The organism is Rhodococcus sp. GA1 (genome assembly GCF_024321955.1).
GTDB classification, from domain to species: domain Bacteria; phylum Actinomycetota; class Actinomycetes; order Mycobacteriales; family Mycobacteriaceae; genus Rhodococcus; species Rhodococcus pyridinivorans.
The window spans coordinates 627654-643487 of the sequence record NZ_CP097186.1; the positions used below are offsets into that span (position 1 = coordinate 627654).

Sequence of the window (15834 nt, forward strand, 5' to 3'; positions counted from 1 at the left end):
CCGTCAGCGCGGCTGCCGCCACATCCCCCACAGGGTCGGCCCACCACCGGGGATGACGATGGCGCGGGTGACCTCGAACCCGAACCGCTCGTAGTAGGGAACGTTCGATTCCTTGCTCGACTCGAGGTAGGCGGGGGCGTGTTCGGCGTCGGCGCGGTCGAGGCCGGCCTTCATCAGGGCTTTGCCGAGGCCGGTCCCCCGCGCATCAGGTGAGGTGCCGATCGTCGACAGGTACCAGTGCGGTTCGTCCGGATGCGCCGCGTCGAGGGTGACGTTGACCTGCCCTCCCCGCTTCATGTAGCGGCCGAGCGCGGCGTAGAAGCCGGGCAGGAGGCGGAGGGAGGTCCACGCATCGGTGCGCCATCGTCCGGGCGGCGCCCACATCGCCGCGCCTCCGACGGTCCCATCGGACTCGGCGATGTCGGTGGCTCCCAACGGCACCATGTGGTGGCGGGCGTCGGCGGCGAAGAAACGGGTCATGCGGCGGATACGGTGCTCCTCGTCCGGGAACATCCACGCGAAGACCGGATCGTCGAAGAACGCCTCGGCGATCACCCGAGCGAAGACCGGAATGTCGCGGCGCGTGGCGGTTCTCGGTTCGACGGCCATGTCGGCAGCCTACGACGAAGACGTGCCCGACGACCTGCCTTCCGTCGCCAGTTCCTTCGCGAGGGGCGTGGGGAACCGCGGCATCACCCGCACCCCACCCAGCCAGTCGTCGAGGCGGGCGGCTTCCTCGCGTAGCACCGCGGTGCCCTCGGCGCCGATGTCCTCGAGCAGATGCAGGCTCACCGCTCCCGTGTCGGTCTGCCACCACGTGCCGACGATCCGTCCGTCCCACCAGGCGGTGGGACCGGCGTTGCCGTTGGAGTCGAACAGCGCCTCCTTGTACGGCCCGAGATACCACTCGCGTTCGGTCCACCCCATGACCGTGGGGTCCAGACCGGGCAGCAGTGCACCCCACGGTTCGACGGGAGCGGGCTCGTCCACGTCGTCGGCCAGGAGGTAGCCGGGACGGCCGTCGAGATCGACCTCCACCACGTCGAGTTCGGCGAGGGCCGCGCGGACGGCAGTGAGGGTGGAGCCGAGCCACCATTTCAGATCCCCCTCGGTGCCGGGACCGAATGCGCGCAGCCACATCCGCACGAGTTCGCGCACACCCGTCGCCTCGTCGACGGGGTCGACGGCCGAGCCCAGCCACGACTCGGTGGTCGTCCAGGTGGGGCGCGAAACCCGCCACGACCCCTTGTTCGACGCCCGGACCACTTTCCCCTCGGCGGAGAGCACCGTGAGCACGCGAGGCGCGAAGGTGACCGGCCCACCCCAGGATTTGCCGGCACCGAACTCCAGCGCGCCGTCGAGGAGCGGGATCTCGGCCTTGAGCTCGCTCGATGTCGCCTCCCGCCCGTCGGCCAGGGCGGCGAGGATGTGGCGGCTCACCTCGTCGAGCCAGCTCTCGCCGTCGTCGTGCAATCCGGCCTTCACGACGTCCTTGACGACCGTGCGCCGTTGTGCGGCGGCAACCCGGGCGCTCGCCCCGGCCTGCACCACCGGGAGGGTGTCGCGCGGGACGACGAAGACGGTGCGCCGCATGGCCATGTGTTTGACCATGGTGCGGTCGTCGTAGAGCACCCTGTCGAGGTCGGCCACGGTGAACCCGTCCACACGTGCCCACGCCGACAGGTAGACGGTCGCCGGGTCGGTGCCGTGCAGGCACACCAGGGACGTCGCCGCGTCGACGGCGTCGGGGGCGCGGTGGGCGGGATGCAACCGGTGCCGGACGGCCAGTCGTGCCCGGCGTTCGTCCACGTCGATCCTGGGTGCGGCCATGGCCGTCATCGTAGGACCGGCCACCGACCTCGGGCGCGCGGTGAAGGGGCCCCGCGGCCTCAGGCTGCTCGTTCGCGCAGCCAGGCCATCGCCTCCATCCGGTACTCGTCGATGCCCTTGTACTGCGCGATCTCGCGCGGCAGCTCCTCGACGATGTCGGCGAGCTGGTACGCCCACTGCGGGTAGGCGGCGATCTCGGCGAGGGGTGCCATGTAGGTGCGGATGTTGAACACGATCGCACCGGTCGTCGGCAGCCGGATGAGGTGCTCGAGTTCGATGCGCAGCTGGATCCTCCCCCAGTCCTTCTCGGCCATCAGGCGGGGGATGTCGTCCATCCACTCGGGCATCGTCTCGAGGCTCGTGTCGCGGCGCCGCGAGCCGACGGCCGAGAAGGTCCAGTTCACCCGTCGGTAGGGCTGGTCGGCGGTGAGCCGGCGCAGGAACTGCTCGGCCCGGTCGGTGACCCCGTCGCGCGTGAGACCGGGTACGGGACGGTGGATCTCGTGCATGCTCATGCCGATGTCGAACTTCACCGACCAGTCGGCGGAGGAGGTCACCACGGCGGCGTCGAAGTAGAGGTGGCCGTCGCGTTCGGTGACGAGCAGGACGTCGTCGGGGATCTGGCAGGCGACGAACACCAGCGGGTGTTCGGGCAGCGTCTCCGGATCACCCGGGACGAAGGTGCAGTCGATTCCGAGAGGTTGGTTGCGCCAACGGTATCCGGATCCGAGGCGGTCGAGGGTCATGAGGTCGGGATACGACGCGGCCATCTCGCGGAAGTAGAACATCAGCAGGTCCCACGAGGCCGGGGTCATGTGCGGGAGGTAGCGGACCCGGTGCGGGTCCCGCTCGAGGATCCCCTGTCGCAGGGCCATCATCTCGACGTAGTCAGGTCCGAGGTCGACGATGTGTTCGCCCCAGCCGCCGGCGAACGTGTCGACGCGGCGGCGGGCGGGTTCGACGTTGACCCCGTAGCGGAATCTGTTCTCACCTTCGAGAAAAGGCCACGGGAGATAGGACAGGTCGCTGGTAACGGTCACATTCGGTCCTTCCGGTCGGTTCTGTCAGGCGACGGCTCCGAGATAGGTGCCGTGGTGACTCGACAGGTGCGGGCGGATCTCGAGGGAGATCCCGCACCCGGCGCACGAGATCCTGTCGCCGGGTCGCGCGTCGGCCCGCTGTGTCGTCTCGCAGTGGGGGCAGAAAACCGTCAGCGTCACCGTCGACGTGACGTAGGTGATGAGTTCGCAGGGCAGGGCGCCGGCCTGCCGGGCGGCGGCGGTGTAGGCCATGGCCTCGGCGGCCGGACCGGCGACGAGGATGCGTGATCCCGCCCGCAGCGCGGCGACCGCTTCGGCGGCGCGACCGGGTGTCGGGTCGTAGAGGGCGGCGGCGTCGCGTCCAAGTTCGGAGGCGTCGGCCACCCAGTGCCGCACCGCCTTTCGCGCGAGTTCGCAGTCGCTCGCGGCGAGGACGAGGAAGGCGCGACCGGCACGGTCGAGTGCGGGTGGGTCGCCGTGGACGAATCCGGAGGCCTTCACGTCCGCACACCCCCGTAGGTGCGGAGCCAGCGCACCCCCGGTTCGCGGGTGCGGGTGATGCCCTTGTAGTCGGCCATATCCTCGGGCAGCTCCTCGAGGACACGGCACAACCGCTCGGCCCATTCCGGTACGCGGGCGATGTCCTCGAAGGGCAGCAGGTAGGTGCGGATGAGGAACATGATCGCGCCGGAGACACCGAGGCGCACGAGGTGCTGGACCTCGACGCGCAGGTTCAGCCGGCGCCCCACGTCCTCGAGCGGCCCCTCGGCGAGCAGCCGCCGGTCGCGTCCCCACACGGGATAGGTCTCGGTGGACTGGTCGAGGAGGCGGTCGACGCTGAGCGACCAGTTGGTGCGGCGGTACTGCCGGCCGGGCTGCAGGCCCATGAGGAACTGCTGGGCGCGCGGGATGACCCCTTCGGTGTGCACGCGCGGGACGGGCCCGTGGATCTGCAGGAAGCTCATGCCGACGTCGAAGCGCAGCGACCAGTCGGCGGCGAAGGTCACCAGTCCGGCGTCGCCCCAGAGGGCACCCTCACGCTGGTCGAGCAGCACGACGTCCTCCTGGAGGTGCCTGCCGACGAACAGCAGGGGTGGTTCGGGCAGGGTGGACGGATCACCGAACACGAAGGACTGTTCGACGCCGAGTGCCCGGTTGGTGAATCGCCGGGCCGCACCGTCCCCGTCGAGCGAGAACGTCTCGGGGTGGGCGTCGGTGAGCATCCGCATGAGGGTGAGCATCGCGTCCCACTGGGCGATCTCCATGTGCGGCAGAGCCTGGAACCGGGTGGGGTCCTCGGCGAGGATGCGGGTGCGTTCGGCGAGATCCTCCCGGTACCGGCCGTCGACGTCGACGGGGTGGGTCCCCCATCCCCCGACGGGTGTCTCCACGACACTGCCGGCGGGTTCGACGTTGGTGCTGTAGCGGTAGGTGTCGCGGGGGAAGGGGAACGGGAAGCGGGCGATGCGGTCGGGGATCGCCGCGCTGTCGCCGAGGGCCTCGAGGTCGATCGTGGTACTCACAGATCCAGCTCCAATCGGGGTCCGTTCGCGCGGGAGACGCACGGCATGAGGCAGTCTCCGGCCTCCTTCTCGGCGGCGCCGAGATACAGGTCGCGGTGTTCGATGTCGCCGCTCACCACGGGCAGCCGGCACTCCCCGCACACGCCCTGACGGCAGAGGCTGGGGACCGCGATGCCGCGGGATCCGAGCGCTTCGAGGAGGCTGACACCCGAGGCGACGTCCACGTCGACGCCGCTGCGGGTGAGGTGTGCGGTGAACGGTTCGCCGGGGTCGAGGTCGCCGACCCCGAAGTGCTCGTAGTGCACGCGGGCGCCGGGCCAGCCGGCGCGACCGGCACGGTCGGTGAGTTCGTCGATGAGCGCAGCCGGGCCGCACGCGTAGAGGTGGGTGCCGATCGGCTGGTCCAGCAGCGCGGGTCCCATATGCTCCCAGAAGCCGTCGCGGCCGGTGTGGAGGTGGAGGCGGTCGCCGCACAGCTGCTCCAGGTCGTCGAGGTGGGCGGCGTCGCCCTCCCGGTGGACGTAGTGCACCTCGAACGAGCGGCCCCACTGCACGGCGGCGCGGACGTGGGACAGGATCGGGGTGACGCCGATTCCGCCGGCGACGAGCAGGTGGTGCCGCGCGGTGAGGACCGGGGCGAAGGCGCTGCGCGGGGTGCTCACCTGCACCCTGTCCCCCGCTCGCAGGGAGTGGATCCAGCGGGAGCCACCGCGGCCGTCCTCCTCGAGCCGTACGGAGATGCCGTAGTGGTCGGGCTCGAAACCGGGTCCGGTGAGGGAGTAGGAGTTCCGGCGGGATTGCCCCTCCGGCCCGGTTCCGCAGGTCACGACGATGTGACTGCCCGGGGTGAAGGAGGGCAGGAGTGCGCCGTCGGACGCGACCAGCCGCATGTGCCGCACGGTCGGGGTCAGTGCGGTGACCTCGTCGACCGCCAGCACCAGGCCGGCGCCGGACGGCACGTTCGTTGCGGGGCTGTCGGACATCAGGGTCATCAGCGTTCCTCCGCGTCGATCATGTAGCCGAGGTAGGCCGCGTGGTGACGCGAGACATGGTGGTAGACCACGAGTTCCGCGCGGCAGTTCGGGCAGGTGGTGCACCGGCCGACCTCGACGTCGGCGAGATGGGTGGTGTGACAGTGTGCGCAGTAGACCGCGCGGTCGGCGGTGTCGATCGGGACGGGCATGATCTCCTCGTCGACGAGCCCGCCGGCCACCGCCACGGCCCTTGCGGCGAGGACGGCGGCCTCGGATCCGACGAGGACGAGTCGGCAGCCGACCCGGGAGGCGTCGAGCTGCCGTCGGAGGACGCGGGCAGCTGTGTCGCCCCACCCGGCGGGCAGACGCATCCAGTCCACCCGCCGACCGTCGAAGGACAGCAAGAGATTCCGCGCCTGCTCGGCGGCCTCGTCGCCGAAGGACAGGATCGTGAAGGTCCGTCCCCCGCCGGCGATGCTCCGTTCCTCGTCCCACCTCGGCACACTGGTGGTGTCCATACAGACGTTCACGGCATCTCCTAGGGAGCGAAGGAGCGGAGGCCGACGTAGAAGGCGAGCGCGCCTTCGGGGGTGGTGAAGCGGATGCGGGATCCCTTGGGGAAGAAGATCGCGTCGTACGCACGGGCGATCTCGACCTGGCCGGTGTCGAGGTTCTCGAGGCGGAACTCGCCGTCGAGGACGACCTTCATCTCGTCGTATTCGTAGGTGTAGTCGAGGGGCGCCTCGGTGGGTTCGAGACGGAAGTAGCCGGAGGCCATGGGGCAGCCTTCGGGATTCGGGTGGACGTCGTCGATGTAGCCCTTCGTTCCCGGGAACTCGTCGACCGACATCTGCGGGAGGTTCTTCCAGAAACCGGAGGTCACTCGGAATGCGGGCACGGTGGTGGTCTCGGACATGGCAACTCCTCAAAGGGAAGGAATGCGCGAACGCGCGGTGTGCAACGAGAACGTCGATCGCTGACGTGAAACAGACGATAATGGGAAGAAACGCAGCGATGGTTGCAGTTCTGTTAACGCGCGTAACCGATTCCTCTCGAGGGCAAGGGAATCCGGTCCCTCGAGGAGGTTCCCCGGAGCCGGACGGAACATCCGTCAGCGGCCGGGATCGAAGAGGGCGCGATGCCAGATACGCGTGACGATCTCTGCGGCCCGTTCGAGCGGTATGGGCGTCTCCTGCAGGGCGTCCTGCGCGTACCAGACGTAGGCCGACCCAGCGCGGGCGGATCGCCCGGTCCGACTCCGGTGCCGTCGCCCGGCTGCGCGCCGCGGACTCGGTGATGCCCGGCAAGACCCACATACCCGAGTTCTGCCAGTGCGCGACCAGCGACAACCTGCTCGGCCGGGAGACCGGGAACCCGTGGGGTCCGTCCCGTACGCCGGGCGGTTCGAGCGGTGGCGCCGCGGCTTCCGTCGGCGCCGGTCTCGCGACGATCGCGCTCGGCTCGGACGGCGGCGGGTCCATCCGCATCCCGTCGGCCTTCAGCGGACTCGTCGGGTTCATGCCGACCACCGGATCGTGCGCGGACGAACGGGGTTTCCGCGCGATGACTGATTTCGTCACTGCCGGCCCGCCGGCCTGGACGGTGGACGACGCCCGCATCGTGACGGAGATCCTCGCCGCCCAGATGCTCGGCGTCGCCGAACGCGCCTTCGACGACCCCTAGGGTCTGGCGCGGGCGTCGTCGATGGCCCAACTCGAGGCGACGGAGGTCGCCAAGAACACGGCCCTCGAGTGCATGCAGATGATGGGCGGCTACGGCTACTCCACCGAGTTCGACATGGTGCAGCACGTGCGCGCGGCCCTCGGCGCGACGATCTACGGCGGAACCAACGAGATCCAGCGCGACATCATCGGGAACTCGTTCGGTCTCCGATAGAACCCTCGCTCACACGAACATCGCAGCGGCGGGACGGTCCTTCGACCGTCCCGCCGCTGTTTGTCGTTCGCATACAGGGCGGTTTCCACGCCAAGCGTCACCGCGATCTCACGGTTGCGTAACACGCTCGTCATGGATACCGTGTTTCCTTCTATTCGACAGCGATTCCTACAGTGAAACTTCGTCGAACCGAGGAGCCCCCATGACGCTGGAAGCCACCGACACGTCCGTGCTGCGCCTCCCGTCCGCGAACGGCCGGTCCCCCGAGACCTCCGGATCCCCCAGCCTGACCGAACTCGCCCATGCCGCCGGCACCCGCTACATCCTCGCCGTCTTCACCACCCTGTCCGGAAAACCCTGCGCCAAACTCGTTCCCGTCGAATCCGTCGGTGAGCTCGAGACCGAGGGAGTCGGGTTCGCCGGCTACGCCGCCGGGTCGATGGGCCAGGTCCCGAAGGATCCCGACCTCGTCGCCATCCCCGACGCCGCGTCGTTCACGCCCATCCCGTTCGTGCGCGAAGGCCTCGCTCTCGTCCACTGCGACCCGCACGTCGAAGGCAAGCCCTGGCCGTACGCACCGCGTGTGATCCTCAAGTCCGTGCTGGCACAGGCCGCCGAACTCGGCCTCGAGGTCAACGTAGGCGCCGAGATCGAGTACTTCCTCGTCAACAAGGACGAGAACGGAACGCTGCGCACGGCCGACGCCCTCGACACCTCCCGTCAGCCCTGTTACGACGCCCGCGACGTCACCCGCATGTACGAGCACCTGACGTCGATCTCCTCGGCGATGAACACCCTCGGATGGGGCAACTACGCTAACGACCACGAGGACGGCAACGGTCAGTTCGAGCAGAACTTCCAGTACGCCGACGCCTTGACCACCGCCGACCGGGTCGTGACCCTGCGCTACCTCATCTCCGTGCTCGCCGAGCAGCGTGGCATGACCGCGACCTTCATGCCCAAGCCGTTCGCCGACCGCACGGGCTCGGGCATGCACATGCACCTGTCGCTGTGGAGCGACGGTGCCTCGGCGTTCCCCGACGCATCCGACCCGCGCGGCCTGGGCCTGTCGAAGACCGCCTACTCGTTCATCGCCGGCATCCTCGAGCACGCCTGTGCTCTGCAGGGCGTCATCGCGCCGACGGTCAACTCCTACAAGCGCACCGGCGCGACCAGCACGTCCTCCGGCGCCACCTGGTCGCCGCGCTACGCGACCTACGGCGGCAACGACCGCACCCACTACCTGCGGGTCCCCGATTCCAACCGCGTCGAACTGCGCGGCGGCGACGGTTCCGCGAACCCCTATCTCGCCACTGCCGCGACCGTCGCTGCCGGCCTCGACGGCATCGAACGCAATCTCGACCCCGGCACTCCCGGCACCGGCGGTTCCACGGAGACACTGCCGATGACCCTGCTGCACGCGATGGACGCCCTCCAGGCCGATCCTGTCGTCTCCGGCGCGCTCGATTCGGCCGGCGCGAGTGTCGCCGACTACTTCGCCTCTCTCAAGCGCGAGGAGTTCTTCCACTGGCACAACACCGTGACCCCGTGGGAGATCGACAGCTACCTGACCGCCTTCTGAGAAACCTTCGCCTACTTCCCTACCCCATCGAACAGGAGAGACGACCATGTGCGGAATCGTCGGACTTCATCTGCGGGACACCTCGCTCGAATCCCGGCTGGGCAGCCTGCTCACCGGAATGCTCGGGCAGATGGTGGACCGCGGACCGGATTCGGCGGGCGTCGCCGTCTACGGCAACCCGGTCTTCTCCCCCGCCGGAGAGTCGTCGGTCTCGGTGCTCGACGCACCCTCGGACCTCGCCACGATCGTCGGCGACGCACTGGGCGTGACCATCCGGGCACTCGACCTCGCCCCCACCACCGTGCTGCACGCTCCCGTCCCCGCGCCCCTGCTGGCCGACACCGTCCGCGCACTGGCACCCGCGGCGACCGTCATCGGCTTCGGTGACGACGTGACCGTCCTCAAGGGCACCGGCGATCCGCGTGTCCTCGCCGAGGACTTCGGCCTGCCGGCCGCATCCGGATGGCAGGGCGTGGGCCACACCCGCATGGCCACCGAATCCGCCGTCACCGCAGCCGGATCGCATCCCTTCGCCGTCGGACCGGACCAATGCCTCGTCCACAACGGCTCGTTCTCCAACCACCTGTCGATCAAGCGCGAACTCGAGGACGAGGGCGTGGTGTTCGACAGCGAGAACGACACCGAGGTCGGCGCACGCTTCGTGGCCAAGCACCTGGCGGAGGGCGCGGATCTCGAAAAGGCGTTGCGCCTCCTCGGCGAGCGCTTCGACGGGTTCTACACCCTGTTGGTCTCCACCTCCGATTCCTTCGCCGTGGTCCGCGATCCGATCGCCTGCAAGCCCGCGATCGTCGCCGAGTGCGACGCCTACGTCGCCATGGCCTCGGAATTCCGCGCCCTGGCGGGACTTCCCGGCATCGCCGACGCCCGCATCTTCGAACCCGAACCGGACCGGGTCTACGTGTGGCAACGCTGATCGCCGTCACAACTCCCGATTCCGCTGTCCGACCTCGTTCCCCGGAGGCAATCATGACCACCGAGACCCTGCTCCCGACCGCCACCTACGACCTGACGACGACCAACACCCGCGAACTCAATGCGGCACTGCACGCGACGGAGGCACCGGCCTCGGTCGAGGTGGTGAACCCGCAGGGCGCGCACGCACTCGCCTGCGGCCTGAACCGGCCGATCGACGTCCGCATCGACGGCCACGTCGGCTACTACGCCGCCGGGATGAACCAGCACGCCCACGTGACCATCGACGGCAACGCCGGCGTCGGGGTCGCGGAGAACATGATGTCGGGCAGTGTGCGCGTCACCGGCGACGCCTCGCAGTCCGCCGGTGCGACCGCCCACGGCGGGCTGCTGGTGATCGAAGGCAACGCCGCCGCACGCTGCGGTATCTCGATGAAGGGCGTCGACATCGTCGTCGGCGGTGATATCGGGCACATGAGCGCCTTCATGGGACAGGCGGGCCGACTCGTCGTCCTCGGCGATGCCGGTGAGGCCCTGGGCGATTCACTGTACGAGGTGCGGATCTACGTGCGGGGCAGCGTCGCCTCGCTCGGCGCGGACTGCGTCAAGAAGGAGATGCGCCCCGAGCACATCGCCGAACTGCAGGAACTGCTCGACGCGGCCGGTTTCGACGCCGACCCGGCCGAGTTCACCCGCTACGGCTCGGCCCGGCAGCTCTACCACTTCCACGTCGACAACGCTTCGGCCTACTGAGAGCCCCCGACGTTCTTCCGCCCGCTCGACCCCCGAGGAGACTTCCATGACCTTCCAGCCCGGACTGCGTGAGTCGGCCACCTTCGACCGCAACGTCATCCACGAGATCCAGCGCGCCGCCGCGACCGGCATCTACGACATCCGCGGCTGGGGTGCCAAGCGCAAGGTTCCCCACTTCGACGACCTGCTCTTCCTCGGCGCGTCCATGTCGCGTTACCCACTCGAGGGCTACCGCGAGAAGTGTGAGACCGACGTCGTCCTCGGCGACCGCAACGCGAAGTACCCGCTGCACCTCGACATCCCGGTCACGATCGCCGGAATGAGCTTCGGTGCGCTGTCCGGTCGCGCGAAGGAGGCCCTCGGGCGTGGCGCCAGCGAGGTCGGCACGTCCACCACCACCGGCGACGGCGGCATGACCCCGGAAGAACGTGGGCAGTCCAAGCACCTCGTCTACCAGTACCTTCCGTCGCGATACGGCATGAACCCCGACGACCTCCGCAAGGCCGACGCCATCGAGGTCGTGCTCGGCCAGGGCGCCAAGCCCGGTGGCGGCGGCATGCTCCTCGGGCAGAAGATCACCGAGCGGGTCGCGGGGATGCGTACCCTGCCGGTGGGCATCGACCAGCGCAGCGCGTGCCGACACCCCGACTGGACCGGCCCCGACGACCTCGCCATCAAAATCCTCGAACTGCGCGAGATCACCGGCTGGGAGAAGCCGATCTACGTCAAGGTCGGCGCGACCCGCACCTACTACGACGTCAAGCTCGCCGTGAAGTCCGGCGCCGACGTCGTGGTGGTCGACGGGATGCAGGGTGGCACCGCTGCCACCCAGGACGTCTTCATCGAGCACGTCGGCATCCCGACCCTGGCCGCGCTCCCCCAGGCGGTGCAGGCCTTGCAGGAGATGGGTGTGCACCGCACCCCGGGCGGCGTGCAGCTGATCGTCTCCGGCGGTATCCGCTCCGGCGCCGACGTTGCCAAGGCGATGGCCCTCGGCGCGGACGCCGTCGCCATCGGCACGGCCGCGCTGATCGCCCTCGGCGACAACGATCCGAAGTACCAGGCCGAATACGAGAAGCTGGGCTCCGCAGCCGGTTTCTACGACGACTTCCAGGACGGCAAGGACCCCGCCGGCATCACCACGCAGGATCCCGACCTGCAGGCCCGCTTCGATCCGGTAGAGGGTGGCCGCCGCCTCGCGAACTACCTGCGGGTGCTCACCATGGAGGCCCAGACCATCGCCCGGGCGTGCGGCAAGTCGCACCTGCGCAATCTCGAACCGCAGGACCTCGTCGCGGTCACGATGGAGGCCGCCGCGATGGCTCGGGTGCCCCTGGCCGGCACCGACTGGATCCCCGGCCGCAGCGCCTTCTGACCGTGGCGACAGGCCTGCCACCGCACTTCCCGAGAGGACACAAGATATGACCGCCTTCGACACGCTCTGGGCATCGATCCTGGATGTCGGTAAGCATCCGACGACCGGAGGCTATCGTCGATTCGCTTGGAGCGAAGCAGATCTCACTCTCCGCGAGTGGTTCCGCGGCTGCGCCGCCGAGCGCGGCATGGACGTCGAAGAGGACCGGAACGGGAACCTGTGGGCGTGGTGGCTCCCCGTCGGCTGGGAAGGCGATCCCACCGACGCCTTCGTCACCGGTTCGCACCTGGACTCGGTGCCCGACGGCGGCGCGTTCGACGGACCACTGGGCGTGGTCTCGGCGTTCGCCGCGGTCGATCTGGTCCGTGAGCGCGGCATCGTCCCGACCGTGCCGATCGCGATCACCGCGTTCTCCGACGAGGAGGGTGCCCGCTTCGGTGTGGCTTGCGTGGGCAGTCAGCTCACCACCGGGGCGCTCGCTCCGCAGCGTGCGCTCGGCCTGCGTGATCGTGACGGAATAACGTTGGCCGAGGCCATGACCCGCGCCGGTCGTGTGCCCGAACACATCGGCACCGACCCCACCCTCGTCGACCGGGTCGGGGTGTACGTCGAACTTCACGTCGAACAGGGCCGGGCCCTCGACCTCGTCGATGCACCGGTCGCGGTCGCGTCGTCGATCTGGCCGCACGGCCGATGGCAGTTCACCTTCACCGGTGAGGCCAACCACGCCGGAGCCACGCGCCTGGTGGACCGCCGCGACCCGATGCTCGCCTACGCCTCGTCGGTGCACAGCGCCCGCTCGTGTGCCGCGGCGGCCGGTGCGGTCGCCACCTTCGGCAAACTCGAGGTGCTGCCCAACGGGGCCAACGCGATCCCCTCCGAGATCAAGGCCTGGCTCGACGCTCGCGCCGCGGACGAGGAGACCCTGACGACGCTGGTCGCCGAGATCGAGGCCGAGGCCCGCAAGCACTGCCTGCCGGACGAGATCGGACTCGATGTCTTCGCCGAATCGATCACCCCGATCGTCGAGTTCCCGGCCGGACCGCGCGAACGGTTGCGCCGCGCGCTGTCGCATCTCGGGGACATCCCGGTACTGCCCACCCAGGCGGGACACGACGCGGGCATCCTCTCGGAGAAGGTTCCCACCGCAATGTTGTTCGTGCGCAACCCCACCGGTGTCTCGCATTCACCGCACGAGTTCGCCGAGGCCGACGATTGCAATATCGGAGCGCAGGCGCTGGCCGACATCATGGCGGACTGGACGACGGGCAGTTAGGTGGCCGCGCAGGTGATCCGGTCCGGCGAGCGGCGGCGGGTGCCCTGGCGCAACGGCGCCGGGATCACGGAGGAGGTCGCGACCGGACCCGACGGCCCCTCCGGCCGTCCACTGTGGCGGATCAGCGTGGCCGAGCTGGGCTCCGAGCCCAGCGAGTTCTCGGCCTTTCCCGGCACGGAACGGATCTTCACCGTCATCGGTGAGCACGGCGCCGACCTCGACTCGGGCCACGGACCCCGTTCGCTGGATCCGTGGCGTCCACACTCGTTCGCCGGTGAGGACGCGCCCCACTGCGTCCCCCGAGGCGCCACCCGTGCATTCAATGTCATGACCGAGCGCGGGGGCGCCACTGCGGCCGTCGGGTACTTCGCGCTCGACACGGTGTGCGACACCGCCGCAGATGGTGTCACGGCCCTCTACGTGCGATCGGGCTCGGTGCAGGCCGGTACCGAACGAGCTGCGCCCGGGGACTGCGTCCTGATCCGCGGCGAGGCCGTCACCCTACGAGGCTCGTCGGCCACCGGACTACTGGTCCGCATCGAACCCACTTCCTCCCTCTGACATCGACTCCCCCACCGACCTCCTGATTCGGAGGCCGACCGAACAAAGGATCCTCAGGTGACGGATACGACCAAGTTTCTGATCGTCGGCGGCGGCCTCGAAGGCCTGGCCATCGCCTACTCCCTCGCCGACCGCGGCGAAACCGACGTCCTCGTCCTCGAGCGCGACACCCTCTGCTCGGGCATGACCGGTAAATCGAGCGGCGTCGTGCGGTGCCACTACGGCACCCCTTCGCTGGCCGCGATGTCCTGGTACGGCGTCGATATTTTCACCAGGGCGACCGAAATCTTCGGCGACGACATGGCATTCCGCCGGTGCGGTTACGTCGTCGGTGTCGCGGAGAACAACGTCAAGCCGCTCGAGGCGAACATCGAGATGATGCAGGGCCTGGGCATCGCCACCGAACTCATCTCCCACGACAAGATGGCCGAACTGTGGCCGGGCCTGAACCTCGACGATTTCGCCCTGTTCGCCTACGAACCGCTCGGCGGTCGCGGCGAGGCCTACATGGCGGGAATGGCGTTCGGTGCAACGGCACGTCGGATGGGCGTGAAGATCCGACAGAGCACCCCGGTGGTGTCGTTGCTGCAGAACGCCGCGGGCCGGGTCTACGGCGTCACTCTCGCCGACGGGTCCGAGGTGCACGCCGAGCAGGTCGTCGTCGCGGCGGGACCGTGGACGCCGGCACTCGTCGCCGGTGTCGGCGTCGACATCGACGTCCGGGCGCAGCGCGCGCAGTTGGTTCTCGTCGACCAGGGTGTCCCGACCCCGGAGGTGCCCGTGCTGTCCGATCTGGCGGGTCTGCAGTACATCTGCCGTGAGCCGAACGGTGAACTCCTGGTGGGCAATTCCGATCATCAAACGCCGCAGTACATCGATCCCGACAAGTACGTGAACCGCGCCGACGACTCGACGATCGAGAAGAACATCATGAAGCTCGGCAACCGCCTTCCCGACATGCCGGACCCGCGGATCACCAGTTCGTACGTCGGTGCCTACGACGTCACCGAGGACTACAACCCCGTCATCGGTCCGGCACCGGTCGAGGGTCTGTTCCTGGCGACGGGATTCTCCGGGCACGGATTCAAGATCTCCCCCGCGGTGGGCAAGCTGGTCGCCGACCTGCTGATCGACGGGAAGACCGACCTTCCGAACGTGAACCCGGACGACTTCCGTTTCTCCCGCTTCGAGGAGGGTGATCTGCTCCTGAGTCTCAACCCCTACGAAGGCGCCGGCGAGATGCGCTGATCCCCACCTACTCAGCACTCGTGCCCTCCACGGACCCGGCCGGATCCCTGTCGTCCGGATCTGTGGAGGGCACCGCCATGTCTGCATTGCGGCGTTCACCACCGGTGGACACACGCTACGCTGACGAGATGGCCAGCCCAGATCGTCCCGTCTTGTACGACGATTCCGGACGCGAAGTTCCGCGCGGCACCCCGACGGGTGTGGATCTCGAGCGCGCGATCGCCCACCAGGTGCGGTCGTTGCGGCTGGCCAGCGGCCTGTCCGTCGGCGACATGGCCGCGAAGGTGGGGATCTCCAAGGCGATGCTCTCGAAGATCGAGAACGCCCAGACCTCGTGCAGTCTGTCGACGCTCGCCCGGCTCGCCGTCGGCCTCGACGTCCCCGTCACCTCGCTCTTCCGGGGCGCGGACGCGCACCGCGACGCGGTGTTCACCAAGAACGGGCACGGCGCCGAGATCGTCGGTCGCGGTACGCGGGTGGGCCATCACTACGAACTGCTCGGCGCGCTGCGGGGACAGCACAAGAGACTCGAACCGGTGCTGGTGACCCTCACCGATGCGAGCGACGTCTTCCCGCTCTTCCAGCATCCCGGCACGGAATTGCTGTACATGCTCGAGGGCGAGATGCTCTACGGCCACGGCGATTCCGAGTACCACCTGCAACCGGGCGACGCCCTGCTCCTCGACGGCGAAGGGTTGCACGGACCGAACGAGCTGCTGAAGCTGCCCATCCGGTTCCTCGCCGTCACGGCGTATCCCGACAATCACCAGCCGTGAACGACCGGCAACCGTGAACACGACGGAGCCCTCACCGCCCGGTGCGGTGAGGGCTCCTGCCGTTCGA

General features: G+C 68.8%; 16 protein-coding genes and 2 pseudogenes. 10 read left to right on the top strand and 8 right to left on the bottom strand.

The annotated features are described in order from the left end of the window. Positions 1-3 precede the first annotated feature (3 nt). Genes M3330_RS03025 through M3330_RS03060 form a run of 8 tightly spaced genes read right to left on the bottom strand, consistent with a single transcriptional unit; the run spans position 4 to position 6283 of the window. Positions 4-609, bottom strand: a complete 606-nt coding sequence (locus M3330_RS03025) for a GNAT family N-acetyltransferase (protein WP_006551174.1) — start codon at positions 607-609, stop codon at positions 4-6. 9 nt (positions 610-618) lie between these two features. Next, a complete protein-coding gene (locus M3330_RS03030; RefSeq protein WP_255026946.1) occupies positions 619-1830 on the bottom strand; it encodes a winged helix DNA-binding domain-containing protein in 1212 nt (403 codons plus the stop codon). A 59-nt stretch (positions 1831-1889) separates the two neighbouring features. Further along, a complete protein-coding gene (locus tag M3330_RS03035; RefSeq protein ID WP_019289064.1) occupies positions 1890-2870 on the bottom strand; it encodes a DUF3445 domain-containing protein in 981 nt (326 codons plus the stop codon). A 24-nt stretch (positions 2871-2894) separates the two neighbouring features. Continuing rightward, positions 2895-3371 carry a dimethylamine monooxygenase subunit DmmA family protein gene (locus M3330_RS03040; RefSeq protein WP_039586906.1) on the bottom strand — a complete coding sequence of 159 codons (477 nt, stop codon included), beginning with the start codon at positions 3369-3371 and terminating at the stop codon, positions 2895-2897. Beyond that, on the bottom strand, positions 3368-4393 hold the full coding sequence (locus M3330_RS03045) for a DUF3445 domain-containing protein (RefSeq protein ID WP_255026947.1): 1026 nt from the start codon (positions 4391-4393) through the stop codon (positions 3368-3370). The genes M3330_RS03040 and M3330_RS03045 overlap by 4 nt, the downstream gene beginning before the upstream one ends. After that, positions 4390-5385 (bottom strand): PDR/VanB family oxidoreductase, encoded by a 996-nt coding sequence (locus M3330_RS03050; protein WP_255026949.1) that lies wholly within the window; start codon positions 5383-5385, stop codon positions 4390-4392. The genes M3330_RS03045 and M3330_RS03050 overlap by 4 nt, the downstream gene beginning before the upstream one ends. Continuing rightward, positions 5385-5885 (bottom strand): dimethylamine monooxygenase subunit DmmA family protein, encoded by a 501-nt coding sequence (locus M3330_RS03055; protein ID WP_255026951.1) that lies wholly within the window; start codon positions 5883-5885, stop codon positions 5385-5387. The genes M3330_RS03050 and M3330_RS03055 overlap by 1 nt, the downstream gene beginning before the upstream one ends. A 20-nt stretch (positions 5886-5905) precedes the next feature. Next, the gene (locus M3330_RS03060; RefSeq protein ID WP_006551167.1) at positions 5906-6283 is read right to left on the bottom strand and encodes an ethanolamine utilization protein; all 378 of its coding nucleotides are present in this window, start codon (positions 6281-6283) and stop codon (positions 5906-5908) included. Positions 6284-6660: 377 nt separating this feature from the next. Between M3330_RS03060 and M3330_RS03065 the strand changes: the two are divergent. From M3330_RS03065 to M3330_RS03110, 10 genes and pseudogenes are all read left to right on the top strand, one after another. Beyond that, positions 6661-6948, top strand: a pseudogene (locus tag M3330_RS03065) (amidase family protein); the annotation flags it as partial. A 36-nt stretch (positions 6949-6984) separates the two neighbouring features. Further along, positions 6985-7263 (top strand): annotated as a pseudogene (locus M3330_RS03070) (acyl-CoA dehydrogenase family protein); the annotation flags it as partial. A gap of 202 nt (positions 7264-7465) precedes the next feature. Then, positions 7466-8845, top strand: a complete 1380-nt coding sequence (gene glnT, locus M3330_RS03075; protein ID WP_247848855.1) for a type III glutamate--ammonia ligase — start codon at positions 7466-7468, stop codon at positions 8843-8845. Positions 8846-8891: 46 nt separating this feature from the next. After that, positions 8892-9779, top strand: a complete 888-nt coding sequence (locus M3330_RS03080; RefSeq protein ID WP_247848854.1) for a glutamine amidotransferase — start codon at positions 8892-8894, stop codon at positions 9777-9779. Between the two features lie 53 nt (positions 9780-9832). Further along, complete coding sequence (locus M3330_RS03085) at positions 9833-10531, top strand: protein glxC (RefSeq protein WP_255026955.1); 699 nt, start codon at positions 9833-9835, stop codon at positions 10529-10531. Between the two features lie 46 nt (positions 10532-10577). After that, on the top strand, positions 10578-11906 hold the full coding sequence (locus M3330_RS03090) for an FMN-binding glutamate synthase family protein (protein WP_006551158.1): 1329 nt from the start codon (positions 10578-10580) through the stop codon (positions 11904-11906). A 46-nt stretch (positions 11907-11952) separates the two neighbouring features. Continuing rightward, positions 11953-13182, top strand: coding sequence for an allantoate amidohydrolase (locus tag M3330_RS03095; protein ID WP_006551157.1), 1230 nt, complete (start codon positions 11953-11955; stop codon positions 13180-13182). Continuing rightward, the gene (locus M3330_RS03100; RefSeq protein WP_024100582.1) at positions 13183-13743 is read left to right on the top strand and encodes a HutD family protein; all 561 of its coding nucleotides are present in this window, start codon (positions 13183-13185) and stop codon (positions 13741-13743) included. 57 nt (positions 13744-13800) lie between these two features. After that, positions 13801-14991: an FAD-binding oxidoreductase gene (locus M3330_RS03105; protein WP_006551155.1), complete on the top strand. Its 1191-nt coding sequence runs from the start codon at positions 13801-13803 to the stop codon at positions 14989-14991. A 128-nt stretch (positions 14992-15119) separates the two neighbouring features. Then, positions 15120-15767 carry an XRE family transcriptional regulator gene (locus M3330_RS03110; protein ID WP_024100581.1) on the top strand — a complete coding sequence of 216 codons (648 nt, stop codon included), beginning with the start codon at positions 15120-15122 and terminating at the stop codon, positions 15765-15767. Positions 15768-15834 lie beyond the last annotated feature (67 nt).

What these genes read in the sequence shown, in the direction of transcription:
- M3330_RS03080 (WP_247848854.1), top strand. Translation starts at nt 8,892, where the DNA reads ATGTGCGGAATCGTCGGACTTCATCTGCGGGACACCTCGCTCGAATCC.
- M3330_RS03025 (WP_006551174.1), bottom strand. Translation starts at nt 609, where the DNA reads ATGGCCGTCGAACCGAGAACCGCCACGCGCCGCGACATTCCGGTCTTC.
- M3330_RS03095 (WP_006551157.1), top strand. Translation starts at nt 11,953, where the DNA reads ATGACCGCCTTCGACACGCTCTGGGCATCGATCCTGGATGTCGGTAAG.
- M3330_RS03030 (WP_255026946.1), bottom strand. Translation starts at nt 1,830, where the DNA reads ATGGCCGCACCCAGGATCGACGTGGACGAACGCCGGGCACGACTGGCC.
- M3330_RS03050 (WP_255026949.1), bottom strand. Translation starts at nt 5,385, where the DNA reads ATGACCCTGATGTCCGACAGCCCCGCAACGAACGTGCCGTCCGGCGCC.
- M3330_RS03090 (WP_006551158.1), top strand. Translation starts at nt 10,578, where the DNA reads ATGACCTTCCAGCCCGGACTGCGTGAGTCGGCCACCTTCGACCGCAAC.
- M3330_RS03110 (WP_024100581.1), top strand. Translation starts at nt 15,120, where the DNA reads ATGGCCAGCCCAGATCGTCCCGTCTTGTACGACGATTCCGGACGCGAA.
- glnT (WP_247848855.1), top strand. Translation starts at nt 7,466, where the DNA reads ATGACGCTGGAAGCCACCGACACGTCCGTGCTGCGCCTCCCGTCCGCG.
- M3330_RS03055 (WP_255026951.1), bottom strand. Translation starts at nt 5,885, where the DNA reads ATGGACACCACCAGTGTGCCGAGGTGGGACGAGGAACGGAGCATCGCC.
- M3330_RS03085 (WP_255026955.1), top strand. Translation starts at nt 9,833, where the DNA reads ATGACCACCGAGACCCTGCTCCCGACCGCCACCTACGACCTGACGACG.
- M3330_RS03060 (WP_006551167.1), bottom strand. Translation starts at nt 6,283, where the DNA reads ATGTCCGAGACCACCACCGTGCCCGCATTCCGAGTGACCTCCGGTTTC.